At 65.9% G+C, this 25,873-nt stretch carries 17 protein-coding genes, 2 tRNA genes and 3 rRNA genes; 10 read left to right on the top strand and 12 right to left on the bottom strand.

The features are described from left to right. The first annotated feature begins 22 nt into the window (after window positions 1–22). Window positions 23–1,171 carry an MFS transporter gene (locus RALTA_RS18680; protein WP_012355451.1) on the top strand — a complete coding sequence of 383 codons (1,149 nt, stop codon included), beginning with the start codon at window positions 23–25 and terminating at the stop codon, window positions 1,169–1,171. An 87-nt stretch (window positions 1,172–1,258) separates the two neighbouring features. On the opposite strand, the gene rrf is transcribed toward RALTA_RS18680, so the two are convergent. The 5 genes from rrf to RALTA_RS18655 form a co-directional block, all read right to left on the bottom strand. Then, window positions 1,259–1,372, bottom strand: a 5S ribosomal RNA gene (gene rrf / locus RALTA_RS18675). Between the two features lie 114 nt (window positions 1,373–1,486). Continuing rightward, window positions 1,487–4,365 (bottom strand): 23S ribosomal RNA (locus RALTA_RS18670). Window positions 4,366–4,664: 299 nt separating this feature from the next. Continuing rightward, window positions 4,665–4,740 (bottom strand) — tRNA-Ala (locus tag RALTA_RS18665). Window positions 4,741–4,750: 10 nt separating this feature from the next. Continuing rightward, window positions 4,751–4,827: transfer RNA gene (locus RALTA_RS18660), tRNA-Ile, on the bottom strand. A 62-nt stretch (window positions 4,828–4,889) separates the two neighbouring features. After that, a 16S ribosomal RNA gene (locus tag RALTA_RS18655) occupies window positions 4,890–6,421 on the bottom strand. Together the 16S, 23S and 5S rRNA genes with 2 tRNA genes alongside form the textbook arrangement of a ribosomal RNA operon. A gap of 495 nt (window positions 6,422–6,916) precedes the next feature. On the opposite strand from RALTA_RS18655, the gene RALTA_RS18650 reads away from it, so the two are divergent. Further along, a complete protein-coding gene (locus tag RALTA_RS18650) occupies window positions 6,917–8,515 on the top strand; it encodes a 3'-5' exonuclease family protein (RefSeq protein WP_012355450.1) in 1,599 nt (532 codons plus the stop codon). Window positions 8,516–8,633: 118 nt separating this feature from the next. Then, the gene (locus RALTA_RS18645; protein ID WP_012355449.1) at window positions 8,634–9,074 is read left to right on the top strand and encodes a hypothetical protein; all 441 of its coding nucleotides are present in this window, start codon (window positions 8,634–8,636) and stop codon (window positions 9,072–9,074) included. A 34-nt stretch (window positions 9,075–9,108) separates the two neighbouring features. On the opposite strand, the gene RALTA_RS18640 is transcribed toward RALTA_RS18645, so the two are convergent. Next, entirely contained in the window at window positions 9,109–10,083 is a 975-nt protein-coding gene (locus RALTA_RS18640; RefSeq protein ID WP_012355448.1) for a pyridoxamine 5'-phosphate oxidase family protein, read from the bottom strand. 47 nt (window positions 10,084–10,130) lie between these two features. Then, window positions 10,131–10,781: a glutathione S-transferase family protein gene (locus tag RALTA_RS18635; protein WP_012355447.1), complete on the bottom strand. Its 651-nt coding sequence runs from the start codon at window positions 10,779–10,781 to the stop codon at window positions 10,131–10,133. A 98-nt stretch (window positions 10,782–10,879) separates the two neighbouring features. Here RALTA_RS18635 and RALTA_RS18630 point away from each other — a divergent pair, with 98 nt between their 5' ends. From RALTA_RS18630 to RALTA_RS18620, 3 genes are all read left to right on the top strand, one after another. Next, window positions 10,880–11,782 carry a LysR family transcriptional regulator gene (locus tag RALTA_RS18630; RefSeq protein ID WP_012355446.1) on the top strand — a complete coding sequence of 301 codons (903 nt, stop codon included), beginning with the start codon at window positions 10,880–10,882 and terminating at the stop codon, window positions 11,780–11,782. A gap of 206 nt (window positions 11,783–11,988) precedes the next feature. Next, window positions 11,989–12,675, top strand: a complete 687-nt coding sequence (locus tag RALTA_RS18625) for a TetR/AcrR family transcriptional regulator (protein WP_012355445.1) — start codon at window positions 11,989–11,991, stop codon at window positions 12,673–12,675. 147 nt (window positions 12,676–12,822) lie between these two features. After that, on the top strand, window positions 12,823–13,497 hold the full coding sequence (locus tag RALTA_RS18620; RefSeq protein WP_012355444.1) for a histidine phosphatase family protein: 675 nt from the start codon (window positions 12,823–12,825) through the stop codon (window positions 13,495–13,497). Window positions 13,498–13,658: 161 nt separating this feature from the next. On the opposite strand, the gene RALTA_RS18615 is transcribed toward RALTA_RS18620, so the two are convergent. The 3 genes from RALTA_RS18615 to RALTA_RS18605 form a co-directional block, all read right to left on the bottom strand. Next, a complete protein-coding gene (locus RALTA_RS18615) occupies window positions 13,659–14,834 on the bottom strand; it encodes an acetyl-CoA C-acetyltransferase (protein WP_012355443.1) in 1,176 nt (391 codons plus the stop codon). 144 nt (window positions 14,835–14,978) lie between these two features. After that, window positions 14,979–15,446 carry a PaaI family thioesterase gene (locus tag RALTA_RS18610; RefSeq protein ID WP_012355442.1) on the bottom strand — a complete coding sequence of 156 codons (468 nt, stop codon included), beginning with the start codon at window positions 15,444–15,446 and terminating at the stop codon, window positions 14,979–14,981. 4 nt (window positions 15,447–15,450) lie between these two features. Further along, window positions 15,451–16,422, bottom strand: a complete 972-nt coding sequence (locus tag RALTA_RS18605; protein WP_012355441.1) for an NAD(P)H-dependent flavin oxidoreductase — start codon at window positions 16,420–16,422, stop codon at window positions 15,451–15,453. A gap of 232 nt (window positions 16,423–16,654) precedes the next feature. Between RALTA_RS18605 and RALTA_RS18600 the strand changes: the two genes are divergently transcribed. Both RALTA_RS18600 and RALTA_RS18595 read left to right on the top strand, forming a co-directional pair. After that, a complete protein-coding gene (locus RALTA_RS18600; RefSeq protein WP_012355440.1) occupies window positions 16,655–17,530 on the top strand; it encodes a crotonase/enoyl-CoA hydratase family protein in 876 nt (291 codons plus the stop codon). 31 nt (window positions 17,531–17,561) lie between these two features. Beyond that, complete coding sequence (locus RALTA_RS18595; protein ID WP_012355439.1) at window positions 17,562–18,233, top strand: nitroreductase; 672 nt, start codon at window positions 17,562–17,564, stop codon at window positions 18,231–18,233. A 9-nt stretch (window positions 18,234–18,242) separates the two neighbouring features. On the opposite strand, the gene RALTA_RS18590 is transcribed toward RALTA_RS18595, so the two are convergent. Both RALTA_RS18590 and RALTA_RS18585 read right to left on the bottom strand, forming a co-directional pair. Beyond that, window positions 18,243–20,999 carry a LuxR C-terminal-related transcriptional regulator gene (locus RALTA_RS18590; RefSeq protein ID WP_012355438.1) on the bottom strand — a complete coding sequence of 919 codons (2,757 nt, stop codon included), beginning with the start codon at window positions 20,997–20,999 and terminating at the stop codon, window positions 18,243–18,245. Between the two features lie 170 nt (window positions 21,000–21,169). Next, complete coding sequence (locus RALTA_RS18585) at window positions 21,170–22,717, bottom strand: AMP-binding protein (protein ID WP_012355437.1); 1,548 nt, start codon at window positions 22,715–22,717, stop codon at window positions 21,170–21,172. A 253-nt stretch (window positions 22,718–22,970) separates the two neighbouring features. On the opposite strand from RALTA_RS18585, the gene RALTA_RS18580 reads away from it, so the two are divergent. After that, window positions 22,971–24,122 (top strand): acyl-CoA dehydrogenase family protein, encoded by a 1,152-nt coding sequence (locus tag RALTA_RS18580; RefSeq protein WP_012355436.1) that lies wholly within the window; start codon window positions 22,971–22,973, stop codon window positions 24,120–24,122. A 39-nt stretch (window positions 24,123–24,161) separates the two neighbouring features. Further along, entirely contained in the window at window positions 24,162–25,397 is a 1,236-nt protein-coding gene (locus RALTA_RS18575) for an acyl-CoA dehydrogenase family protein (RefSeq protein ID WP_012355435.1), read from the top strand. The last annotated feature ends 476 nt before the right edge of the window (window positions 25,398–25,873 follow it).

Raw genomic sequence — 25,873 nt, 5'->3', positions numbered from 1 at the left:
ATCGATCCCACGGAGTCTGCAAATGCCGTCCCGCTTCCTTCTGCCTGTCCTGGCCATTACTGTCTGCATGGTCGGGGCCGCTGAGTTCATGCTCGCACCGATGCTGGCCCCGCTGGCAACGGCCTTCCATACGTCACCGATGCAGGCGTCGGGCCTGGTGTCGGCCTACGCCTTGTCCTACGCCGCGGCAGCGCCGCTGATGGGATGGATCTCGGATCGCGCCGGGCGCCGCGGGGTGCTGCTCGCTGCCATGCTGCTGTTCGCGGCGGATAGCCTTGCCCTGACCCTGGTCCCTACGCTGGACGCCGCCATGGCCCTGCGAATCCTCGGCGGCCTGGCCGCCGCAGCGACGATTCCGACCGTCTTCGCCCTGATCGCCGACCGGATTCCGCCGTCGAGACAAGCGGGTGCCATGGGCGGCGTCATGCTGGGCATGACGGCGGGGATCGCGGCCGGACCCGCAGTCGCCGGTTTGCTGGCCGAGGCCTGGGGCTGGCGCGCGCCGTTTCTGGTAATCGCCGCCAGCTGCCTTGCAGCCTTCGCGGCGGGCTGGTTCGTGATTCCGCGCGATGTGTCACGCGCCCCTGTGAACCCGAGGCCGTCCGCCGACGAGAAACCGGCGGCCAGCGCGTACCGCCTTCTGATGGCGAAGGGCGCGTGGAACGGCAGCGCGGTTGCCGGCTACGTCTTTGCGGGAGAAGTGCTGCGGGTGCGCTATGCGCTGGATGTGGCCGCCGTCGGCATCGCCGTCTCGGTATTCGGTATGGGCCTGGCTATAGGCAACATGCTGGCGGGCTATGCCAGTCGGCGTTACGCGCGTGAACAAGATCTCCTGGTCATTGCTACCGTGGTGGTGGCTGCGTCCATGACCTTGTTCCTGACCGTCGCGATCGGGTTGCCGGCGGCGTTGGGATGCCTGCTGACCTGGGGCGCGGCACTGGGTATCGCGGCGCCTGCCAGCACCGCTCTGCTTGCGCAGCGGGCTGGTGCGAACAAGGGGAAGGTCCTGGCCACGTCGGAAAGCGTCAACAACCTGAGCGTGCTGGTGCTGTTGCCCGTCGCTGCCAGCGCGTCGGCAACATACGGTGGCACACCCGCCGCCGCGTTGCTCGGCGGAATCTGCCTGTCTGGCGCCATCCTGAGTGCCACTGCCGTGCGCCAGACAGTCTAGTCAGAAAGTGCAAGCGCGGCATTTGCGTCCGCGCCAAAGCAAAAACCCCTCGCAGCACACGCTGTCGAGGGGTTTTGCACAATAAGAGCCTGGCGATGACCTACTTTCACACGGGTAATCCGCACTATCATCGGCGCGGAGTCGTTTCACGGACCTGTTCGGGATGGGAAGGGGTGGTTCCAACTCGCTATGGTCACCAGGCATGAGGGGTTGTGGCGTTGGGGTTGAGGCCAACGTCACGAATCGGGATGTAGTGTTGGTTGTGTGTATCGAGGCACAAGGCGATCGACTCACCAGGTGAAACACACTGGTTATAGGATCAAGCCTTACGGGCAATTAGTACTGGTTAGCTTAACGCATTACTGCGCTTCCACACCCAGCCTATCAACGTCCTGGTCTCGAACGACCCTTCAAGGAGGTCAAGCCTCCAGGGAATCCTCATCTTCAGGCGAGTTTCCCGCTTAGATGCTTTCAGCGGTTATCTCTTCCGTACATAGCTACCCTGCGATGCCTCTGGCGAGACAACAGGTACACCAGCGGTACGTCCACTCCGGTCCTCTCGTACTAGGAGCAGCCCCCGTCAAGATTCCAACGCCCACGGCAGATAGGGACCAAACTGTCTCACGACGTTTTAAACCCAGCTCACGTACCTCTTTAAATGGCGAACAGCCATACCCTTGGGACCGGCTACAGCCCCAGGATGAGATGAGCCGACATCGAGGTGCCAAACACCGCCGTCGATATGAACTCTTGGGCGGTATCAGCCTGTTATCCCCAGAGTACCTTTTATCCGTTGAGCGATGGCCCTTCCATTCAGAACCACCGGATCACTATGTCCTGCTTTCGCACCTGCTCGACTTGTCGGTCTCGCAGTTAAGCACGCTTTTGCCATTGCACTTTAGGTACGATGTCCGACCGTACCAAGCGTACCTTCGAACTCCTCCGTTACACTTTGGGAGGAGACCGCCCCAGTCAAACTGCCTACCATGCACTGTCCCCGACCCGGATTCACGGGCCAAGGTTAGAACCTCAAACAAACCAGGGTGGTATTTCAAGGACGGCTCCACGTGAACTGGCGTCCACGCTTCAAAGCCTCCCACCTATCCTACACAGATCGGTTCAAAGTCCAATGCAAAGCTACAGTAAAGGTTCATGGGGTCTTTCCGTCTAGCCGCGGGGAGATTGCATCATCACAAACACTTCAACTTCGCTGAGTCTCGGGAGGAGACAGTGTGGCCATCGTTACGCCATTCGTGCAGGTCGGAACTTACCCGACAAGGAATTTCGCTACCTTAGGACCGTTATAGTTACGGCCGCCGTTTACCGGGACTTCAATCAAGAGCTTGCACCCCATCATTTAATCTTCCGGCACCGGGCAGGCGTCACACCCTATACGTCCACTTTCGTGTTTGCAGAGTGCTGTGTTTTTATTAAACAGTCGCAGCCACCATTTTATTGCAACCCCTTCACCCTTCTGGCGCAGGCCAGTCAAGCTACCAGGGCGTACCTTATCCCGAAGTTACGGTACCAATTTGCCGAGTTCCTTCTCCCGAGTTCTCTCAAGCGCCTTAGAATACTCATCTCGCCCACCTGTGTCGGTTTGCGGTACGGTCTCGTATGACTGAAGCTTAGAGGCTTTTCTTGGAACCACTTCCAATTGCTTCGCAGCACTAGGCCGCTCGCCCCACATCCTTGAATTCCGCGCCCGGATTTGCCTGAGCGCCTTCTCCAATGCAGGGACCGGGACTTCCAACACCCGGACAACCTTCCGCGATCCGTCCCCCCATCGCATCATACGACGGTGCAGGAATATTAACCTGCTTCCCATCAGCTACGCATCTCTGCCTCGCCTTAGGGGCCGACTCACCCTACGCCGATGAACGTTGCGTAGGAAACCTTGGGCTTACGGCGAGGGGGCCTTTCACCCCCTTTATCGCTACTCATGTCAGCATTCGCACTTCTGATACCTCCAGCATCCTTTACAAGACACCTTCACAGGCTTACAGAACGCTCTCCTACCACGCACTTGCGTGCGTCCGCAGCTTCGGTATATGGCTTAGCCCCGTTACATCTTCCGCGCAGGACGACTCGATCAGTGAGCTATTACGCTTTCTTTAAAGGGTGGCTGCTTCTAAGCCAACCTCCTGACTGTTTTAGCCTTCCCACTTCGTTTCCCACTTAGCCATATTTGGGGACCTTAGCTGGCGGTCTGGGTTGTTTCCCTCTTGACACCGGACGTTAGCACCCGATGTCTGTCTCCCGTGATTGCACTCTTCGGTATTCGGAGTTTGCTATGGCGGGGTAATCAGCAATAGACCCCCCAACCATGACAGTGCTCTACCCCCGAAGGTGAGACACGAGGCACTACCTAAATAGTTTTCGGAGAGAACCAGCTATTTCCAGATTTGTTTAGCCTTTCACCCCTATCCACAGCTCATCCCCTAACTTTTCAACGTTAGTGGGTTCGGTCCTCCAGTACGTGTTACCGCACCTTCAACCTGGCCATGGATAGATCATCTGGTTTCGGGTCTACACCCAGCGACTCAACGCCCTGTTCGGACTCGCTTTCGCTACGCCTTCCCTAATCGGTTAAGCTTGCCACTGAATGTAAGTCGCTGACCCATTATACAAAAGGTACGCCGTCACCCCCGAAAGGGCTCCGACTGTTTGTATGCATGCGGTTTCAGGATCTATTTCACTCCCCTCCCGGGGTTCTTTTCGCCTTTCCCTCACGGTACTGGTTCACTATCGGTCGATCACGAGTATTTAGCCTTGGAGGATGGTCCCCCCATCTTCAGACAGGATTTCACGTGTCCCGCCCTACTTGTCGTACACCTAGTTCCACAATCGTGTTTTCGCATACAGGGCTATCACCTGCTATGGCCGGGCTTTCCATCCCGTTCTGCTAACACCACTGCTAAAGAGTACAAGGCTCTTCCCATTTCGTTCGCCACTACTTTGGGAATCTCGGTTGATTTCTGTTCCTGCAGCTACTTAGATGTTTCAGTTCGCCGCGTTCGCTTCCCTTGCCTATGTATTCAGCAAGGGATGACCCATTCGGGCCGGGTTTCCCCATTCGGACATCTCCGGATCAAAGCTTGTTTGCCAGCTCCCCGAAGCTTTTCGCAGGCTACCGCGTCCTTCATCGCCTGTGATCGCCAAGGCATCCACCACATGCACTTGTTCGCTTGACCCTATAACAAGTGTGTCTCGAGGACACGCTCACTACAGGTTGAGTTCTCGCATTTGTGCCGTATTCCAAGTCATCTTTCGATCACTTTAAAATACATTTGGTTGATACAATCACAACCCGGTATCGCGTTCAACTACTGTGCTTCTCATCAAAGCACCGCGACACCTTTACTACATCCCATATTGTTAAAGAACAGCCGATCGTTAGATCGCTTGGCAATGCCAAAGGAAAGCACTCCGTAAGCGCTTTCCTTTGACAACCAATCCAAGGTACCAGGCGTTTCGCACCGCTCGTAAGCGGTGGTGGAGGATGACGGGATCGAACCGACGACCCCCTGCTTGCAAAGCAGGTGCTCTCCCAGCTGAGCTAATCCCCCTCGGATAACTTGGTGGGTCTGGTAGGACTTGAACCTACGACCCCCGCCTTATCAAGACGGTGCTCTAACCACCTGAGCTACAGACCCTTGGCTGTAACAGCAAACAAACCGATAAGTGTGAACGCTAGGCTTGAGACACAAGCCTCTGGAAAGGAGGTGATCCAGCCGCACCTTCCGATACGGCTACCTTGTTACGACTTCACCCCAGTCATGAACCCTGCCGTGGTAATCGCCCTCCTTGCGGTTAGGCTAACTACTTCTGGCAAAACCCACTCCCATGGTGTGACGGGCGGTGTGTACAAGACCCGGGAACGTATTCACCGCGGCATGCTGATCCGCGATTACTAGCGATTCCAGCTTCACGTAGTCGAGTTGCAGACTACGATCCGGACTACGATGCGTTTTCTGGGATTAGCTCCCCCTCGCGGGTTGGCAACCCTCTGTACGCACCATTGTATGACGTGTGAAGCCCTACCCATAAGGGCCATGAGGACTTGACGTCATCCCCACCTTCCTCCGGTTTGTCACCGGCAGTCTCTCTAGAGTGCTCTTGCGTAGCAACTAGAGACAAGGGTTGCGCTCGTTGCGGGACTTAACCCAACATCTCACGACACGAGCTGACGACAGCCATGCAGCACCTGTGTCCACTTTCCCTTTCGGGCACCTGATGCATCTCTGCTTCGTTAGTGGCATGTCAAGGGTAGGTAAGGTTTTTCGCGTTGCATCGAATTAATCCACATCATCCACCGCTTGTGCGGGTCCCCGTCAATTCCTTTGAGTTTTAATCTTGCGACCGTACTCCCCAGGCGGTCAACTTCACGCGTTAGCTACGTTACTGAAGAAATGAATCCCCAACAACTAGTTGACATCGTTTAGGGCGTGGACTACCAGGGTATCTAATCCTGTTTGCTCCCCACGCTTTCGTGCATGAGCGTCAGTCACGTCCCAGGGGGCTGCCTTCGCCATCGGTATTCCTCCACATCTCTACGCATTTCACTGCTACACGTGGAATTCTACCCCCCTCTGACGCACTCTAGCCTGACAGTCACAAGCGCCATTCCCAGGTTGAGCCCGGGGATTTCACGCCTGTCTTATCAAACCGCCTGCGCACGCTTTACGCCCAGTAATTCCGATTAACGCTCGCACCCTACGTATTACCGCGGCTGCTGGCACGTAGTTAGCCGGTGCTTATTCTTCCGGTACCGTCATCGACCCCGGGTATTAGCCAGAGCCATTTCTTTCCGGACAAAAGTGCTTTACAACCCGAAGGCCTTCTTCACACACGCGGCATTGCTGGATCAGGGTTGCCCCCATTGTCCAAAATTCCCCACTGCTGCCTCCCGTAGGAGTCTGGGCCGTGTCTCAGTCCCAGTGTGGCTGATCGTCCTCTCAGACCAGCTACTGATCGTCGCCTTGGTAGGCCTTTACCCCACCAACTAGCTAATCAGACATCGGCCGCTCCTATCGCGCGAGGCCTTGCGGTCCCCCGCTTTCACCCTCAGGTCGTATGCGGTATTAGCTAATCTTTCGACTAGTTATCCCCCACGACAGGGCACGTTCCGATGTATTACTCACCCGTTCGCCACTCGCCGCCAGGCCGAAGCCCGCGCTGCCGTTCGACTTGCATGTGTAAGGCATGCCGCCAGCGTTCAATCTGAGCCAGGATCAAACTCTTCAGTTCAATCTCTGTGTGGACCTTCGGTTTCCCGACCGGTCCTCGCTCTTTCGAGCGGTCGCTCACTCTCAGAAAACTGACTGACCAGTCCGAAGACCAGTCACGTTTTGCTGTGCGAGCACTGTATAACTTGAAGCAGCACTGTCCGTAGACAGCGGCGTCCGCTACCCAGCGCCCACACTTATCGGTTGTTTGTTTGTTAAAGAACTTCGCCACCCGGCTTTGCCGTTCAGCGCGCTGCGTTGTCTGCAGCAGAGAAACGAGATTATGCAGAGCTTTCTTCGTTTCGTCAACCGTTCGCAGCAATCTTTTTTACTGCCGCCGGCGCCGCCAACTGCGCTGCACCAACCTTCCGGTCGACCCCGCAACCCTTGCTGCGCCTGCCTTGCAGGAGCCGCGTTGTGTTGCGAGGGGGCGAATAGTAAGCGAGTGCGAGGGGGTTGGCAAGGGGTATTTGAAATCTTCTTCTTGCCGCCCTCGACCTCGCCTTAGAATCCGCGGATGCCAGACTTGCCTACCTACCTGCCGTCGCGCCTGCCAGCGGACGGCGCGCGCCTGCTCGACGCCCAGTCACTGGCCGCTGCCCTGTCGCGCCCCATTGTCTTTGTCGACCTGGAGACCACCGGCGCGGACGCCCAACGGGACCGCATCACCGAGATCGGCGTGGTCGAGGTTGGCCCGGACGGCATTGTCGAATGGGAGACACTGCTGGACCCCGGCATGTCGATTCCGCCGTTTATCCAGCGCATGACCGGCATCAGCGACGACATGGTGCGGGGCCAGCCGACCTTTGAGTCGCTGGCCGAGTCGCTCGCGGAGCGCCTGCAGGGGCGCCTGTTCGTGGCCCATAACGCACGCTTCGACTATGGCTTCCTGAAGAACGCGTTCCGTCGCGCCGGTGTGACGTTCCGGGCTGACGTGCTGTGCACCGTCCGGCTCTCGCGCTCGCTGTTTCCGTCGGTAGAGCGCCATGGGCTGGATGCCCTGATTGCCCGCTTCGGCCTGACGCCCAAGGGCCGGCACCGCGCCTTGGCCGATGCCGAGCTGCTGTGGCAGTTCTGGCAGAAGATCCATGCCACGTATTCCGTCGAACTGGTGGAAGCGGCCGTGCGCACCCTGGTGCGGCGCGCAAGCCTGCCGGCCGGCCTGGAAGAAACCGCCCTCGAAGACGTGCCGGCGTCGCCCGGCGTCTATATCTTCTATGGCGACCAGGACGTGCCGCTCTATGTCGGCAAGAGCGTGCACCTGCGCCAGCGCATCGGCGCCCATTTTTCCGGCGACTACCGGTATGGCAAGGACATGCGGCTGGCGCGGCTGGTCCGCCGGGTCGAATGGCGGGAGACCGGCGGCGAAACCGGCGCCCTGCTGCTCGAGGCCCAGCTGGTCAAGGCCATGCAGCCGGTGCACAACCAGATGCTGCGCCGGAATACGCGCCTCTACGCCTGGGAACTGCCGCAGCAGTTGCCGGTGCCGCGCCTGCGCTCGGATCGCGACACGGACTTCTGCCGGCATCGCGACCTGTTCGGCGTCTTCGGCAGCCGTGGCGCGGCCGAGGCGCGCCTGCGCGCGCTGGCCGAGGAGCATGGCCTGTGCATGGCCACGCTGTCGCTGGAAAAGACCACGCGCCGTGGCAGCCCCTGCTTTGCGCGACAAGTCCACCGCTGCGCCGGTGCCTGCGTCGGTGCGGAATCGCCGCGCGAACACCGTGCCCGGCTGGCCGCGGCGCTGGGTCCGATCGCGCTGCTGCCATGGCCGTTCGACGGCGCGGTGGCCTGGCGCGAGCAGCACGGCGCGCGGGCCTGCTGGCACGTGGTGGACGAGTGGTGCTACCTGGGCTGCGCGGACACGCTGGAGGATGCCGGCGCACTGGCCGCCGCGCCAGCGCATTTCGACCTCGACACCTACCAGATCCTGGCGCCGCGCCGGGACCAATGGATGCCGGACGCCGTGCCCCTGTCGGTGCGCCGGGACTTCACCCTGACCGCGCCGGAAGCGCCCGCGGAAGCCCCGCGACCCGGACGCGTGGCGCCGTCGCATGCCGCGCGCAAGTCTTCCGCCGCCGGTCAGCAAAGCCTCGGCCTGTTCGCCGATCAGGCCTGACTGCCGGGGCTCGGCAATGTGTACGCCAGCCCCTACAAGGTGCTTGCAAACCCTGCGAAAGCTCTACTAGTCTCCACAGACCGGCCCTTGCCGCCGGCTGCGCCGATGTGGAGACGCCATGCCTGCCAATCCAGCCCAGCTTGCGTATGCCACCCAATCTCTGGCACGCAGGCGTGCGCGCCTCGCCGTGCTGGGCGCAGCAGCTTTTGCGGCGGCCTGCGCAGGGATCGGGACGGGCGCGATGCAGGACATCATCGACTCCTGGAAGAGCGTTCCGGTCGATGAGGCGAAACGCCAGTGGGGCCCGCCGCAGGCCGTACAGGCCCTGCCCGCCGGCACCGCCTATGTCTGGACCGATTCCGTTCCGGCCGCGCGACCGCCGGGCAGCGGCCCGCGCGATGCCGGCATGGAGCGCACCCCTGTGCCGGGGCAGTGCCAGCGCAAGCTGGTGGCGGACGCCCAGGGCATCGTGACCGGGGGCGAGTGGCGCGGCGATGCCTGCTGCGTCACCGCGCTGGCAGGGCGCTGCGCCGCGCTGAAATATCGGGCGCGCGGCTGAACGCGGCTGTCGCCCGGCTCCTACCCCACCGCGCTCAGCCTTGCGGCCACGCGCCGGTATCGGCCAGCACCGGCGAGAACTCCCGAAAGGCGAAGCGCAGCGGCAACACGCGCTCGCGCCGCACCACGCGCTCCACATGCAGCCGCACCAGCCGCTCGGCGCCGGCGTAGGCGGCCAGTTCCTCGCCCTCCCAGATCACTTCGGCGCGCCCATTCACATGCAGCAGCGAGCCGTCGGCAAAATCCGGCACGACGATCCCGGCACGCGGCTCGGCCATCAGGTTGCCGATGGTGTTGAAGAAGTTGTTGCCGTTGAAATCGGGGAACGTCAGCGTATGGGCGTCGTCCACGCGAATAAAGCCGGGCTTGCCGCCGCGGTGCGAGACGTCGACACCGCCGGTGTGCTCGCCCTCGTCTTGCGGCGACACGCTATGGCTGGACGCGATGAACAGCGTATCCGCGCCGCGCAGCCAGGCACTGGCATGCGCGTCGAGCGCGTCGCCGTGCCATGTCGCGGGGGCGGCGGCAGGCTCCGCCGCGGCGACATCGCGCAGCTGGATATAGCGCGGACAATTGCCGAAGCTTTGCTCGACCTCGACCGTCAGCCCTGCCGCATCCCGCGCCACGATGATCCCGTTCATGCGGTTGCGCCGGCGCGTAGGCAGCTCGATGCCAAGCAGCCCGATGCGCGCGCCCTGTTCCAGCGCCGCAGACAGCGGATCGCCGGGCAAGGGCACCGCGTCGATGCGCAGGTGCGTGGCGTCCGGCGTGTGCGCAAATCCCGGCGGCCCGACCAGTAGCGTGGCCCAGGGCATGCCGCCGCCGTCAACCGCGCCGGCCAGCAGGAACGGCAGTTGCGCGAAGAACGTGCGGTGCTGTTCCGGCATCTCGCCGCGGATCACGCGCGGACCCGCCGCGGCCATGCGCTCGCGCTTGCCGGCGCGCTGCTGCGCGGCGAGTTCGCCGGCGTGGAATGGCAGGCCGGCATGCGGCCAGGTGGGCAGGTCCATGATCGGCTCCTTGGCAGGTGAATGGCTTGATGCGCCGGACGCAATGGCTAGGCGGCCAGGCTGGGCTTCGATACCAGCATCGGCACGAAGCCAGGCAATGCCTCGACGCGGCGCAGCCAGGCATTGAGCGCCGGGTACGGCGCCAGCGGCACGTTGCCTTCCTCGGCGCGGGCGATATAGCTGTAGGCGGCCACGTCGGCAATGGTGGCGTGATCGGCGGCGAGGAACGCGCCCGCTGCCAGCACCGACTCCATCAGCGTGAACAGCCGCTGTGCGCGCGCCACGGCATCCTCCATCGGCACCGGCCGGCCGAACAACACCCCCAGGCGCGCCGCGGCCGGGCCGAACGCAATCTCGCCGGCAGCTACCGACAGCCAGCGCTGGACGCCGGCCGCACCGACCGGATCCCGCGGCAGCCAGCGGCCATCGTCATAGCGCGTGGCCAGGTAGACCAGGATCGCGTTGGAATCGGCCAGCACCACGCCGTCGTCGTCCAGCACCGGCACCTGGCCGAACGGGTTCAGGCGCAGGAAAGCCTCGCTGCGCTGCTCGCCGCCGCGCAGGTCGACGTCCACCAGCCGGTAGGGCAGGCCCAGCAGCCCCAGCATCAGTTCGGCGCGATGCGCGTGGCCGGACAGCGGGGAACGGTACAGTACCAGCGGCCTGGCAGGCACTGCGGGAGGATTCGTCTGTTGCATGGCACTCTCCTGAGCGGTTGGTATGGACGGATTCTCGGTGCCGGCGAGGCTGGAATAAATGGGGCCATTGGTATTTGACTACTCCGGAAAATGGAGTAATGTCTGGCGCCATGGACAAGCTACGTGCGATGCAGACCTTTGTGCGGATCGTCGACGAGGGCAGCCTGACGGCGGCCGCGGCGTCGCTGCGCACCTCGTTGCCAGCGGTGGTGCGCACGCTGGCGGCGCTCGAAGCCGAACTGCAGGTGCGGCTGCTCAACCGCACCACGCGGCGGCTGTCGCTGACCGCCGAGGGGCGCAGCTACCTGGACGGCTGCCGGCGCATCCTGGCTAATATCGACGAAGTCGAAGCCGGCCTGACCGAGAGCCATGTCGAGCCCAGCGGCCAGCTCACGCTGACCGCCTCGGTGCTGTTCGGCCAGATGTACGTGGCCCCGGCGGTGACGCGTTTTGTGCAGCGCTATCCGCGCGTGCGCTGCCGCATGGAGTTCACCGACCGCGTGGTGAACCTGCTCGAGGAAGACCTGGACGTGGGCGTGCGCATCGGCCCGCTGGCCGATTCCACGCTGGTGGCGCAATCCGTCGGCCGCATTCGCCGCGTGGTGGTGGCCACGCCCGCCTACCTGCGCAAGCACGGCGTGCCGCGCCACCCGGACGAGCTGGCCGGCGCCAACTGCTTGCGCTTCACCGGCAACCATGCGCACTGGTGGTCATTCCGCGACGGCGAGCGCGAATTCCATGTGCCGGTGTCGGGCAACCTGGAATTCAACCAGACCGCGCCAGCGGTGGCCGCCTGTGCCGCCGACGCCGGCTTCGGCCACTTTCTGTCGTACCAGGTCGCGCAACTGGTCGAAGCGCGCAAGTTGCGCATCGTGCTGGAGGACTTCGAGCTGCCGGCGTGGCCGTTGTCGCTGATCTATCCCCATGCGCGGCTGCTGCCGGCGCGCACGCGCGCCTTCATCGAGTGGATGCGGGATGAACTGAGTCCGCGATTCCGCTAAGGCGTCGCGCGGCAACGCAACGTTCTGATATTCGGATTGTTCTGATTGACGTGCCTGGGAAATCGCATCGGACCGGACTGGCATCGCCGTGCGCCACACGGCATCTGCCGTGACATTTGCCGCTCCAACCGACAAACCCCTTGACGCGTTGCGGTGGGCACCGGTATTTTCAAATTCGAATCCGAATTCGAATACGGAATATGCCCATGTCAGCGACGCCTTCCAGCTTCCCCGCCAATGCTTCCTTCCCCCGTATCGACACCCCCTCGATCCTGCAGCCCCCGCGCCAGCGCCGTGCCCGCGAGACCGAACAGGCCTTGCTGGGCGCCGGCCGCGAGTTGCTTGCGACGCGCGACTTTGCCGCGGTGTCGGTCGCGCAGATCGCCGCGGCGTGCCAGGTCTCGGTGGGCGCCTTCTACGGGCGCTTCCGCGACAAGATGGCCTATTTCGAGGCCCTGCGTGCGATGGTGATGGAAGAGACCTCGGCATCGATCGACCGCTACCTGGCACAGGAACGCTGGGAAGATGTCGCCACGCCGGTGCTGCTGGACAAGACCGCCAGGTTCATGGTGCTGGGTACGCTGGCCAACCGCGGCGTGATGCGCGCATCGCTGCGCCATGCCTCGACGCGTCCGGAGGAATGGCTGCCCCACCGCCAGAACGGCGAAGCGATCGTCGAGCGCATGGTGCAGTTGCTGGTGCCCCGCCTGCCTCTGCCCGCCGACACGGCCGAACTGCGCGTGCGTTTTGCCATGCAGGCCGTCTTCAGCGTGCTGGTCAATGCCGTGCTCAACGATTCCGGCCCGCTGCATCTTGACGATGAGCGGCTGATCACCGAGCTGAGCCGCCTGATGGCGGGCTATCTCGACGTCCGGCCGACCAAGACGGCCTGAGCCTGTCCGGATAATGCAGCCGGGCCATGGCTGCTATGAATTTGCGCGGCGCTTGCTTGGCGGCGGCGCCGGCGCTCCCTAGAATGTGCCCACGCCCGGCCCCGCGCCGAGGCAGCCCTATCCGCCTCATTGCTTATCGGGACCCTCATGGCTACGCTTTTCCTCGTCCGTCACGGACAAGCCTCGTTTGGCGCCGCCAACTACGACTGCCTGTCGGCCACCGGCCGCCAGCAGGCGCGCTGGCTTGGCGAGTATTTCGCCGAGCGCGGGGTCAGCTTCAGCCGGGTAGTGGCCGGCACTTTGGTGCGCCAGCAGGATACCGCCACCGAGATCCTGGCCGGCATGGGGCAGCCGCAGGCCGCGGTGATCTCTCATTCCGGCCTGAATGAATACGACGGCGAGGCGCTGTACCGTTGCCACACCGGCGGCGCCGACCACCGCGCCCACCAGAACACCGACTACAACGATTACTGGCGCACTTTCCGCGCGGCCTATGCGGCCTGGACCCAGGACGGACTGGCCGACATGCCCGAGAGCTGGGCCGACTTCGGCGCACGCATTGCCGGCGCGCTGGCGCAGGCCAGCGAGGGCACCACGCGCGAGGATGCGATCCTGGTGGTCAGCTCGGGCGGCGCCATCGGCCGCGCCACCGCCGACCTGCTCGGCGCGCCGGCGCAGGCCGCGATCGAGATGAACCTGCAGTTCCGCAATACCGCGTTCTGCGAGATCATCGTCGGCCGCGGCGTGCAGCGGCTGCTGAGCTTCAACAACGTGCCCCACCTCGAGCGTGCCGACCGGCGCAGCGCCGTGACCTTCGCCTGACGCGCGTTTCCGGCTCGGCGTTCTTCGCCACCAAATGAAAATGGCCGCGATTTCGCGGCCATTCCTTATCTTTTCTCCGGCTGCTGGCGCGGGCACTTTGACATGCCCGCGCCGCCGGTCCTTCTCCCTTTACTGCTCTTTGTCGTCGCTGCGCCGCGGTTTTACAGGCGCTCGACGATGGTCACGTTGGCCAGCCCGCCGCCCTCGCACATGGTCTGCAGGCCGTAGCGCTTGCCATGCGTATGCAGGGCATGCACCAGCGTGGTCATCAGCTTGGCGCCGGAGCCGCCGAGCGGGTGGCCCAGCGCGATCGCGCCGCCATGCACGTTCAGGCGTTCCGGATCGGCGCCGGTGGCCTTGAGCCAGGCCAGCGGCACCGGCGCGAAGGCTTCGTTGACTTCGAACAGGTCGATATCGCCGATGCGCAGGCCGGCGCGCTTGAGCGCCACTTCGGTGGCCGGCAGCGGCGCTTCCAGCATCACCACCGGGTCATGGCCGATCACGGTCATGCTGTGCACGCGCGCCAGCGGCTTCACGCCCAGCTTCTTCAGGCCGGCCTCGTTGACCACCATCAGCCCCGCGGCGCCATCGCAGATCTGGCTGGCGCTGGCGGCGGTGACACGGCCGCCTTCCGCGATCAGCTTGACGCTGCCGATGCTTTCCAGCGTGGCGTCGTAGCGGATGCCTTCGTCGGTGGTGTGCATCTCGCCATTGGCGCCGTCGGCGGTGCGCACTTCCACCGGCAGGATCTCGGCGCTGAAGCGGCCGGCCCTGGTGGCAGCGATGGCGCGCTGGTGGCTTTGCAGCGCGTAGGCGTCGAGCTGTTCGCGCGACAGCTCGTACTTGCGCGCGATCATCTCGGCGCCGGTGAACTGGCTGAACTGCACGCCGGGGTAGCGCGCCTCGACGCCCGGGCTCTTGGGCACGCCGAAGCCGTTCTTGGCCGGCAGTTGCGAAGACAGGCCCATCGGCACGCGCGTCATGCTTTCCACGCCGGCGGCGATGACGACGTCCATCGCGCCCGACATCACCGCCTGTGCGGCAAAGTGCAGGGCCTGCTGCGACGAACCGCACTGGCGGTCGACCGAGGTGCCTGGCACGCTTTCCGGCAGGCGCGAGGCCAGGATGGCATTGCGCGCGACGTTGCCAGCCTGCTCGCCGACCTGGCTCACGCAGCCCATGATGACGTCTTCGACCAGCGCCGGGTCGGCGCCGGTGCGCTCCACCAGCGCGTCGAGCACCTGCGCGGCCAGGTCGGCCGGATGCCATCCGGACAGCTTGCCGCCCTTGCGGCCGCCGGCGGTACGGACCGCCGCGACGATATATGCCTCAGCCATGTGATCTCCTTGGTTCGGTGCAGGCCGCCGGGGCAGCCCTTGTGTTGTGCGGCATGCCGGCGCGGGTGCCGGCAGCGTCGATGGCTATTGTTGCGCCGCGGGGCACGGCCAGCGTCGTCGGAAGCGACGAAGTTGCCGCACCGCTCAGGCGCGCGGCGCCAGCACCGCGAAGATCGCCGTGGCACGCAGCAGGCAGCGCTCGCCGCTGAACAGCCGGCAGGTGCCGTAGCGCAGCCGCGAGCCGAGCTTGTCGAACTCCACGCGGGCTTCGACCCAGTCTCCCAGGCGCGCCGAATCGAGATAGTCGAGGCTCAGGTTGACGGTCACCGCGCTTTTGGCGCGGCCGGTTTCCAGCGACATCATCATGCCGATGGCGGTATCGGCCAGCGTCGCCAGCATGCCGCCGTGTGGAATGCCCAGGTTGTTCAGGTGGCTCTCGTCGATGCGCACCGCCAGCGTGCGGCGGGCCGCGTGCAGATAGAGCTGGCCGAAGCCGGCCATGTAGCCGCTCATCCGGCGCAGCGGGATAAAGCCCTCCGGCACGTCGGTGCCGGCTTCGGCCGGCGCGGCGATGGCGCGGGTCAGCGCCGCCTCGATTTCCGCCTCGGCCATGGCGTCAGGCAAAGTAGCGCGAGGCCACGCTGAGGTGCTCGCGGCAATCGGCCACCATGCGCGCGATCAGTTCTTCGCAGCTGGGCACGTCGTCGATCAGGCCCACGCACTGGCCGGCGCTGATGATGCCGCCGTCGGTCTCGCCCGCCTTCAGCGCGGCCTTGCCGCGCACACCGGCGACCAGGTGCTTGACGTCCTCGAACTGCGCGCCGCCCGGACGGCGTTCGATGCTCACCACCTCGTCCGACACGGCGTTCTTGAGCACGCGCGCGGTGTTGTGCAGGGTGCGGAAGATCAGGTTGGTGTCGCGCTCGCTGGCCTGCACCAGCGCCTGCTTGACGTTGTCGTGGATCGGCGCCTCGCGCGTGGCGCAGAAGCGCGTGCCCATGTTGACGCCCTCGGCGCCAAGCACCAGCGCCGCCGCCATGCCGCGCCCGTCGGCGATGCCGCCCGAGGCGATCACCGGGACCGAGAGCTTGCGCACCGCCTGCGGAATCAGCACCATGCCCGGCACATCGTCCTCGCCGGGATGGCCAGCGCACTCGAAGCCGTCGATCGAGACTGCGTCCACGCCCAGCCGCTCGGCCGACAATGCATGGCGGACCGCCACGCACTTGTGGATCACCTTGATGCCCGCCGCCTTGGCTCGCGCGATATGTTCCTTGGGATTGTTGCCGGCAGTCTCCAGCACCTTGACGCCGCTCTCGATGATGACGTCGAGATAGCGCGCGTACGGCGGCGGGTTGATCGACGGCAGCAGGGTCAGGTTCACGCCGAACGGCTTGTCGGTCATCTCGCGGCAGCGGCGGATCTCGTTGGCCAGGTCTTCGGGCGTGGGTTGGGTCAGCGCCGTCAGGATGCCAAGGCCGCCCGCGTTGGAAACGGCGGAGGCCATCTCGGCGTAGCCAACCCATTGCATGCCGCCCTGGATGATGGGGTAGCGGATGCCAAGCAGTTCGGTGATGCGTGTCTTCATGGTGGTCCTTTTGCGGTCTGCGCCGGCAGAAGCAACGGCGCACTGTCGTGATGTGCCGGCCCCGCCGCCTGATCGGCATCAGTCTACGGCGCCGCGCGCGGTCCCAGCCTCGTCGGAAGCGACGATTGCGGGCGGCGCAATCTGCACTAGTGTTGGGCGAGCCCCCGCCCCCGCTGCCGGCGCTTGTTCCGGCACCTCCGGCATTCCTTCCTACCTCCCAGCAGGAGCCCGCATGACGCCCGCCACGCCTTCGTTCGAAACCCTGCGCTATGCCGTTGAAGACGGCGTTGCCACCATCACCCTGCACCGCCCGGACCAGCTCAATGCCTTCACCGCGCAGATGATGCACGAGCTGATCGCCGCGTTCGACGCCACCGATGCCGACGACAACGTGCGCGCGGTGATCGTCACCGGCTCCGGCCGTGCGTTCTGCGCCGGCGCCGACCTGTCCGGCGGCAGCTCCACCTTCGATTTCGAAAAGCGCTATGGCGCCAGCCCGGATACCGCGCATCGCGACGGCGGCGGGCGCGTGTCGCTGCGCATCTTTCGCAGCCTCAAGCCGGTGATTGCGGCGGTCAACGGCCCCGCGGTCGGCGTGGGCGTGACCATGCAGTTGCCGATGGACATCCGCCTGGCCTCCACCGACGCCAAATTCGGCTTTGTCTTTGCACGCCGTGGCATCACGCCGGAAGCGGCGTCGTCGTGGTTCCTGTCGCGCGTGGTCGGGATCTCGACCGCGCTGGAATGGTGCTATACCGGCCGCGTGTTCACGGCGCAGGAAGCGCACGAACGCGGCCTGGTGCGCTCGCTGCACGCCCCCGACGACCTGTTGCCGGCGGCGCAGGCGATTGCGCGCGAGATCGCCGCCAATGCCGCGCCGGTCTCGGTGGCGATCTCGCGCCAGCTGATCTGGCGCATGGCCGGCGCCAGCCACCCGATGGAAGCGCACAAGCTGGACAGCCGCGCGATCCAGTCGCGCGGACGCTCCGCCGACGTAAAGGAAGGCGTCAGCGCGTTCCTGGAAAAGCGCCCCGCCGCGTTCCCGGAGACCGTGTCGCACGACATGCCGGACTTCTTCGACTGGACCAGCGAGCCGCCCTTCGCCTGATGCGCACGCGTCGATGTTTTCCGGAGTGCCAATGAAAGTCAGTCAAGCCGTCGCCAGCCGCAAGTCCGTCCGCGGCTTCCTGCCCCGGGCCGTTGCGCCCGACACCATCCGCCGCGTGCTCGACGCCGCGGCGCGCGCGCCATCCGGCGGCAACCTCCAGCCGTGGCACATCCACGTGGTCGGCGGCGAGGCGCTGGAGCGGCTGCGCGGCATCATGCGCGAACGCATCGCCGAGGCCCCTGCCGGCGAAGCGCGCGAGTACGACATCTACCCGCGCGAGCTGGTCTCGCCCTACCGCGAGCGCCGCTTCCAGGTGGGCGAGGCGCTCTACCACCACCTCGGCATCCCGCGTGAGGACAAGGCCCGGCGGCTGGCGCAGTTCGCCAGCAACTTCACCTTCTTCGGGGCGCCGCTGGCGCTGTTCTGCACCGTGGACCGGCGCATGGGCCCGCCGCAATGGTCGGACCTCGGCATGTATCTGCAGACGGTGATGCTGCTGCTGCGCGAAGAAGGCCTGGACAGCTGCGCGCAGGAATGCTGGGCAATGTATCCGCAAACCATCGCCGGATTCCTGTCACTGCCAGCCGAACGGATGCTGTTCACCGGCATGGCGATCGGCTACGAGGACCCCGAGGCGCCCGCCAACCGGTTGCGCGCCGCGCGCGCGCCGCTGGCGGAATTCACCGAATTCATCGGTATCTGAGTCGGCGCTTCAAAGCAGGCCGAGCTGGCGCGCGATCGCGACCGCCTGGGTGCGGTTGCTGGCGTGCAGCTTGGCGCTGATATTGCGCAGGTGGGTGCGCACCGTGGTCTCGGACACGAACAGGCGCTCGGCCATGGCAACGTTGGAATACCCCTCGGCCAGCAGGTGCAGCACCTTCTGCTCCTTGGGCGTCAGCGGCTCGACCAGCGCCGGCGGCGCGGGCCGGCCGGCGCCGGACGGCTCCGCGGCGGCCTGGCCGCAAGCCTGCAGCAGCTTTTCGACGTAAGGGGCCGGCAGGCTGGCCGCCTGGCGCGCGCAGGCGTCGGCCACCAGCCGGCGCACATCGTCGCCCTCGTCGGCAAAGATGCGCACGAAGCCTTCGGCCGCGCCGAAGCGCAGCGCCTCGCCCATCACTACCAGCGCATGCGCGCCGTCGCCGGTGCGCTGCCATGCCTGCGCCAGCAGGATGCGCAGCTTGAGCGCGCGGCGCATCAGCTGGTTGCCCGCGGCGGCCGCGAGTTCGCGTTCGATGGCCTCGCGCACCGGCGTGCCCGGGCGCGCGTACAGGTCCAGCCGCAGGCGGCCCAGCGTGATGTCCTCGACATCGCTGGCAAACGAGCTGACGCCGGGCCGCGTGCGCCACAGCGCCGGATCGGCGGCGCGCTCGATCGCCTCCTGCGCGGCATGCACATTGCCCTGGCGCAGCGCCAGGCGGGCGCGCTCGAGCATCGCCGCCATCACCAGCCGCGTCAGGCCGCGATGGTGGCCCAGCGCTTCGAGCTGCGCCAGCCACTCGTGGGCCTGGTCGGTCTCGCGGCGCTCGAAGGCGATGCGGGCCAGCACCGCGTGCCCGGTGATGATCTGGTCGGGCAGGCCGAGGTCGCGCGACAGCGGCAGGTAGACGTTGAGCAGGCGGCTGGCGCGCTCGGAATCGCCGCTCTCGTACAGGCCCTCCGCCAGCAGGATGCCGGCCATGGCGTTGCCGTTGGTGGGACCGAAGCGGTTCGGCAGCATGGTGCTGGCGGCGATGCGGAAGCGCGCCAGCGCCTGCTGCAGCCGCCCCTGGCGCAGGTCGATCAGCCCTTCGACCGATTCCGAGAAGATCTTGTTGAAGTTGCTGTCGGACCCGCGCACGGCGTGGCGCGCCACCTGCAGCAGCCGCCGGGCCTCGGGGTAGTCCCCCGCCACCGCGGCGAGCCGGGCCATCGAGGTGGCCAGGATCGCGTCGGGGAAGGCATAACCCATCGGCAACGGCGGCAGCTCGTTGCGGGCGAAGGCGCGCGCGTCGTCGAAGCGGTCCATCATGTTCAGCAGCATGTGGCGCAGCGCGCGGATATGCGCCAGCAGATCGCCGGCCGCGCCCTCGGTGGGGATCTGCTGCAGCAACGCGATCGCTTCGGCCGGCCCGCGCGTGAACGACACCGCCCACACCCGCGCGATCTGCAGCTTGGGCAGCCGCGCCAGTTCGTCGGCAGGCGCCGACTCCAGCCAGCGCGTCAGCAGGCGCATGCGCCCCTGCGCCAGCAGGTCGTCGGCGGCGCCGTCGAGCAACTGCAGCGCATGCGCCAGCGCGCCGGCGGCGAAGGCATGTTCGATGGCGGGCACCAGCCGCCCCTGCGATTCATACCAGCGGGACGCCGACAAGTGCAGCTGCGGCACGGCATCGGGCATGGCCTGCGCCAGCTGCGCGCGCAGGAAACCGGAGAACAGGCTGTGATAGCGATACCACTGCTCGGGCGCGGCGCCGGAGCCGCGTTCGCCATAGCGTTCGCTCTCCAGCGGCAGCAGGAACAGGTTGGCGCGCTCCAGCCACGCGAGGATTTCCTCGCTGCCGCCAGCGGCGGGCTGGCACACCGCGTCGCACAACGGACCGCACAACTGGTCCAGGATCGAGGTGCGCAGCAGGAAGTCGCGCACCGGCTCGGGCAAGTGCAGGAAGACGTCTTCGACGAGGTAGTCGGCAATGGCCGCGTTAGAGCCGGAGAAGCCGGCAATGAAGCCCTCCGGCTGGGTACGCCGCTCCAGCGCGACCGACGCCAGCCACAACGCCGTGGCCCAGCCCTCGGTGCGCCGGTGCAGCGCGCTGATGGCGGACTGCGCCAGCTTCAGCCCGCGCGCCTGGCGCAGGAAGGACGCGGTCTCGTCGGCCGAAAAGCGCAGCTGAGCGGGCTCGATCTCGAGCAGCTCGCCGCGTGCGCGCAAGCGCGCCAGGCCGGTTTCAGGCACCCAGCGCGTGCCGATCACGACGCGGCAGCCCGGCGGCAGGCTTTCCACCAGTTGCCAGACCAGCCCGGCCACGGCCGCGTTCTGCACGGCTTCGAAATCATCGAGGAACAGCGTGAAATCGCCGTGATGGCTGGCGAGGCGGTCGATCAGCGCCAGCGCCTGTTCGCCCGGGTCCTGCGCCAGCGGCTGACGCGCGGAGCGGTCCGGCCCGCCGCCGCCCAGGCCCTGCGCGATGGCGGCCTCGATCGAACCGAGGAAGCGCGAGGGGTCATTGTCCGAGCGGTCGAGCGTCAGCCACGCGGTGCGGCCGCCGGCGGCCTCCAGGCGCGCGCGGCATTGAAGCATGGCGGTGGTCTTGCCGAAGCCCGCCGGCGCGCGCACCAGCACCAGCTTGACGAAGCCCGCCGCGCACACGGCATCGCAGATCGCCGCGCGCTGGACCTGGAACGGGGTCAGCAGCGGCGGGCGCAGCTTGGCGGCCAGCGATGCCGCGCCGGCGGGTGGCGGCGTGCGCCGTCCGGTCTCCTCGATACTTGCCATTGGCTGTCAGTGGTCTCCCGCACATCGCGGCCCTTGCCGGGCGCGCCATGCGCCCCCGGCACTGCGGGATGCAGGCGGGTGGCCGTGGCTGTGGTGTAGCGAGGCATTATGACGTAAACCGCTGCCCTGGCGAAAACGCGGGCAGCGGCCGCGCACCGTTTGCCGATGCCTCACACCAGCTTGCTGGCGTGACCGGCCCAGTAGCGGTCGCGCAGCAGCCGCTTGAGCAGCTTGCCGGTGGGCAGCCGCGGCAACTCGGACTCGAAGTCCACCGAGCGCGGGCACTTGATGGCCGACAGGTTGGCGCGGCAGAAGGCAATCAGCTCCGCGGCCAGTTCCGGCCCCGCCTGGCCCATGTCGGCGGGCTGCACCACGGCCTTGACCTCTTCGCCGAAATCCTCGTTGGGCACGCCGATCACGGCGACATCCATTACCTTCGGATGCGTCATCAGCAGGTTCTCGGCTTCCTGCGGGTAGATGTTGACGCCGCCGGAGATGATCATGTTGGCCTTGCGGTCGGTCAGGTACAGATACCCGTCCGCGTCCACGTAACCGACATCGCCGATGGTGCTCCAGTCCGGATGCTGCGGATGGCGCGTCTCCGCGGTCTTGGCCGCGTCGTTGTGGTACGAGAACGGGCGGCCCTCGGCAAAGTAAATCGTGCCTGGCTCGCCCGGCGGCAGCAGCGCGCCGTCCGGCCCGCAGATGCGCAGCTTGCCCACCATGGCCCGCCCGACCGTGCCCTTGCGCTCCAGCCATTGCGGCGTGTCCACCACGGTCACGCCGTTGCCTTCGGTGCCGGCGTAATACTCCCAGATCACCGGCCCCCACCACGCGATCATCGCTTCCTTTACCTGCACCGGGCACGGCGCGGCCGCGTGGATCGCCACGCGCAGCGACGACACGTCATAGGTCTGCCGCTGCGCCTCGGGCAGCTTGAGCATGCGCGAGAACATGGTCGGCACCAGTTGCGTATGCGTGATGCGGTGTTGCTGCACCAGCCGCAGGAACTGCTCGGCGTCGAAATGCTCCATCACCACCGCGGTGCCGCCCAGCGCCTGTACCGACATGGTGTAGCGCAGCGGCGCGGCGTGGTACAGCGGCGCGGGCGACAGGTAGCGCGTGTCGGCATCGAAGCCGTAGAGCCGCTGGCACAGCGCGGTCAGCGTCGTCGGCGCGTCGATGTCGGGACTCGACGGCGGCGCGTACACGCCTTTGGGCCGGCCCGTGGTCCCCGATGAATACAGCATGTCGCCGCCGGTCACCTCGTCGTCGATGCGCGTGGCAGGACAGTCGGCCAGCGCGTTTTCATAGGTCTCATAGCCGGGCACCGTGCCGTCCAGCATCAGGCGGGCCTGCAGCGCCGGCGTCTGCCCGGCCAGCGCCGCGGCAATCTCGGCCTGCGCGTGCGTGGTGACCAGCACGCGGGCGCCGCTGTCGTTGACGATATACGCGGCATCGGCCGCGTTCAGGCGCGTGCTCAGGCAGATATAGACGATGCCGCTGCGTTGGGCGCCCCAGCACAGCTCGAACATCCGCGCATGGTTTTCCACCATGAAAGCCACGCGGTCGCCGGGCTTCAGGCCCAGCTTGCGGAACAGGTGGGCGACCTGGTTCGAGCGCTGGTCCAGCTCGCGGTAGGTGACGACGGCGCCGCTGCCGCCCATGATGACGGCGGCCTTGTCCGGCGTGCGCTGCGCGTGGATGTGCGGATGCATGGCGTGGAGCTCCTCGACGGGGATGGTGGGTGGGCGGATGCCGCTTCCGCATTCTCGGAACCCTGGCCGGTTCGACCATCGTCGGAAGCGACGAAGCGGTACAGCCCGGCTTTGCCGCAGCGCCGCAAAAGACGGGGTTTCCGGCCCGCGCGCCAGCTTCGTCCGATGCGACGATGCGCAGTCAACCGGCCTGGCCGGAAGATGCCCGCCAGACTACCGCCCTCACGCCTCACCCTTATCCGAAGGAGCCAAGGTGGATTTCCAGTTCAGCGAAGAACAGTCGATGCTGCGCGACACGCTCGCGCGTTATCTCGCCGACCACTACGATTTCGAAGCCCGCCGCGCGGCGGCGCAGTCCGCGCCGGGTTGGCGCCCGGATTGCTGGCGCGCCTTTGCCCGCGACCTGGGCATCCTGGGCGCGGCGTTCCCTGAGCATCTCGGCGGCCTGGGCGGCGGCGCCGTCGAGCATATGGTGGTGATGGAACAGCTGGGCCGCCACCTGGTGCTGGAGCCTTACCTCGGCACCGTGGTGCTGGGCGGCGGCGCGCTGATGCACGGCAGCGCCGAGCTGGCCGCGCAGTGGATTCCGGCCATCATCGGCGGCGAGGCCACCGTGGCGTGGGCCCATGCCGAGCCCGCCAGCCGCTACTGCCGGCACGACGTGCAGGCCAGCGCCACGCGCCAGGGCGACGGCTACCGCCTCAGCGGCCACAAGCACGCCGTGGCCGGCGCGCCGTTCGCCTCGCATCTGCTCGTCAGCGCGCGCAGCGCCGGCGCGCGCCGGGATCGCGCCGGCATCAGCCTGTTCTGGGTCGCGCGCGACACGCCGGGTGTGACACTGCGCGAGTATCCGACCTTCGACGGGCAGCGTGCCGCCGAGGTGCTGCTCGACAACGTGCAGGTGCCGGCCAGCCAGCGCATCGGCGGCGAAGGCGAGGCCCTGTCACTGATCGAGCTGCTGTGCGACCACGCCATGATCGCGCTGGCCGCCGAAGCCAATGGCGCGATGGCGCGCATGCTGGCCGACACCATCGACTACGCGCGCCAGCGCAAGCAGTTCGGCGTGCCGATCGGCACCTTCCAGGTGCTGCAGCACCGCATGGCCGACATGTACATGCAGCTGGAGCAATCCGTGGCGCTGACCCAGGTGGCCGCCATGCGTGCCGCCAGCGCCGCGCCGCTGCGCGCGCAGGCCGCGTGCGCGGCGAAGATCCAGGCCGGCCAGGCGGGCGCCTTCGTCGGCCAGGGGGCGGTGCAGATCCACGGCGGCATGGGCGTGACCGAGGAGCTGGCCGTGGGCCACTACTTCAAGCGCGTCACGGCGATCGACCTGCAGATGGGCTCGGCCGAGCACCACCTGCGCCGCTATGCCGACCTGCTCTATCCCGCCCGGGCCGCGGCCTGAAGGCATCCCGACAAAAACGATTACCAGCGAGGCCCGTCGATGCATCTCGATTTCTCCCCGCAAGACCAGCAGTTCCGCGAAGCAGTGCGCGCCTGGATTGCCCAGGCCTATGACGCCGACCTGCGCGCGATGATGGCGCAGTCCAAGAACGGCTACCTCGACAAGGCCGGACAGGTGCGCTGGCAGAAGGCCTTGCACGCGCGCGGCTGGGCCGCGCCGAACTGGCCGAAAGAATACGGCGGCCCGGGCTGGAGCGCGGCCCAGCGCTTTATCTTCCAGTCCGAACTGGCCGCGGCGGGATGTCCGCCGGTATCGCCGATGGGCCTGAAGATGGTGGCGCCGGTGATCATGAAATACGGCACGCCAGAGCAGAAGCAGCGCTTCCTGCCGCCGATCCTGAGCTCCGACGTCTGGTGGTGCCAGGGCTATTCCGAGCCGAATTCCGGCTCAGACCTGGCGTCGCTGCAGCTGCGCGCCGACCACGGCACCGACAGCGAAGGCGAGCACTACATCCTGAACGGCTCCAAGATCTGGACCACGCATGCGCAATGGGCCGACTGGATGTTCTGCCTGGTACGCACCAGCCGCGAATCGAAGCGCCAGGAAGGGATTTCGTTCCTGCTGCTCGATATGCATTCGCCCGGCATCACGGTCTCGGCGCTGCCGACACTGGATGGCCCGATGCCCGGGCAGCAGGAGGTGAACCAGGTCTTCTTCGAGAACGTGCGGGTGCCGGTGGCCAACCGCATCGGCGAGGAAGGCAAGGGCTGGACCTATGCCAAGTACCTGCTGGAATTCGAGCGCGGCGGCACGTATAGCCCGATGCTGCGCAAGCAGCTGTCCAAGATCGCGGAGATTGCGGCGGAGCAGCCTGGCGACGACGGCGCGCGGCTGCTGGACGATCCGGTGTTCCGGCGCAAGCTGGCCGCGCTGCACCTGCGTGCAGCGGCGTTGGAAGCGGTTGAATTGCGCGTGTTCTCAGGGGTGGAATCGGGCACCTCGATCGGCGCCGCGTCGAGCATGCTCAAGCTCACGGGCACCGAGACGCTGCAAGCGGCAAGCGAGCTTGCGGTGGAGGCGGCGGGGCCTGCGGCGCTGCCGTTCGTGCAGGATACCTGGGCGGAACTGCAGGGGCGCGACGCGCAGCCGCGAGTCGGGCCGGATTATGCGGCGGTGCTGGCGCCGCGTTATTTCAACTATCGCAAGGCGTCGATCTATGGGGGGTCTAACGAGATCCAGAGAAACATTATTGCGAAGCTTGTTTTGGGGCTTTGAGGGTCGGAAATGCCAGCCGGTGCTTTGGGGGTGGGCGCTGTTGGCGACATGCTGACGGCCTTTGAAACGCCTGGTTCCGCCCTGCTGGGCGGGTCACTTTTTGGCCGAGCGCCAACAAGTAACCAAAAAACGCGTCGCCTGTGCGGCTGGCAATAAATTCCACGGCGTTGGTGGTTCGGGCGGTGGTGATTTCCGTTTAGCGTGGGTGCCCGTTCGAGCCTGCTAACGCTATGTGAGTCAGGGGGTGGTGCCTGCGATCACCCACTTTTGAACGATCCCAACAGGGTGTAGGCAGCCTGCTGCGGGCAATATCGCGGGGACGCCTGCGGCTGCTGCGCAGGCTCGATATGCGCTGATGGTGTTTGGGCGTTCGCGCGTAGTGCAGGCAAAGGCGTTGATGCGATATCGCCATCGCCGGATTGCCTGGGTCACCGCCGTGCATGGGCACGACTTCGTGGAGGCTCCGGCCCTCTCCC

Origin of the sequence: Cupriavidus taiwanensis LMG 19424, from assembly GCF_000069785.1 — a bacterium.
GTDB classification, from domain to species: domain Bacteria; phylum Pseudomonadota; class Gammaproteobacteria; order Burkholderiales; family Burkholderiaceae; genus Cupriavidus; species Cupriavidus taiwanensis.
Note: the sequence above shows the minus strand (reverse complement) of the source record. Positions and strands in the feature narration are given on the sequence as shown.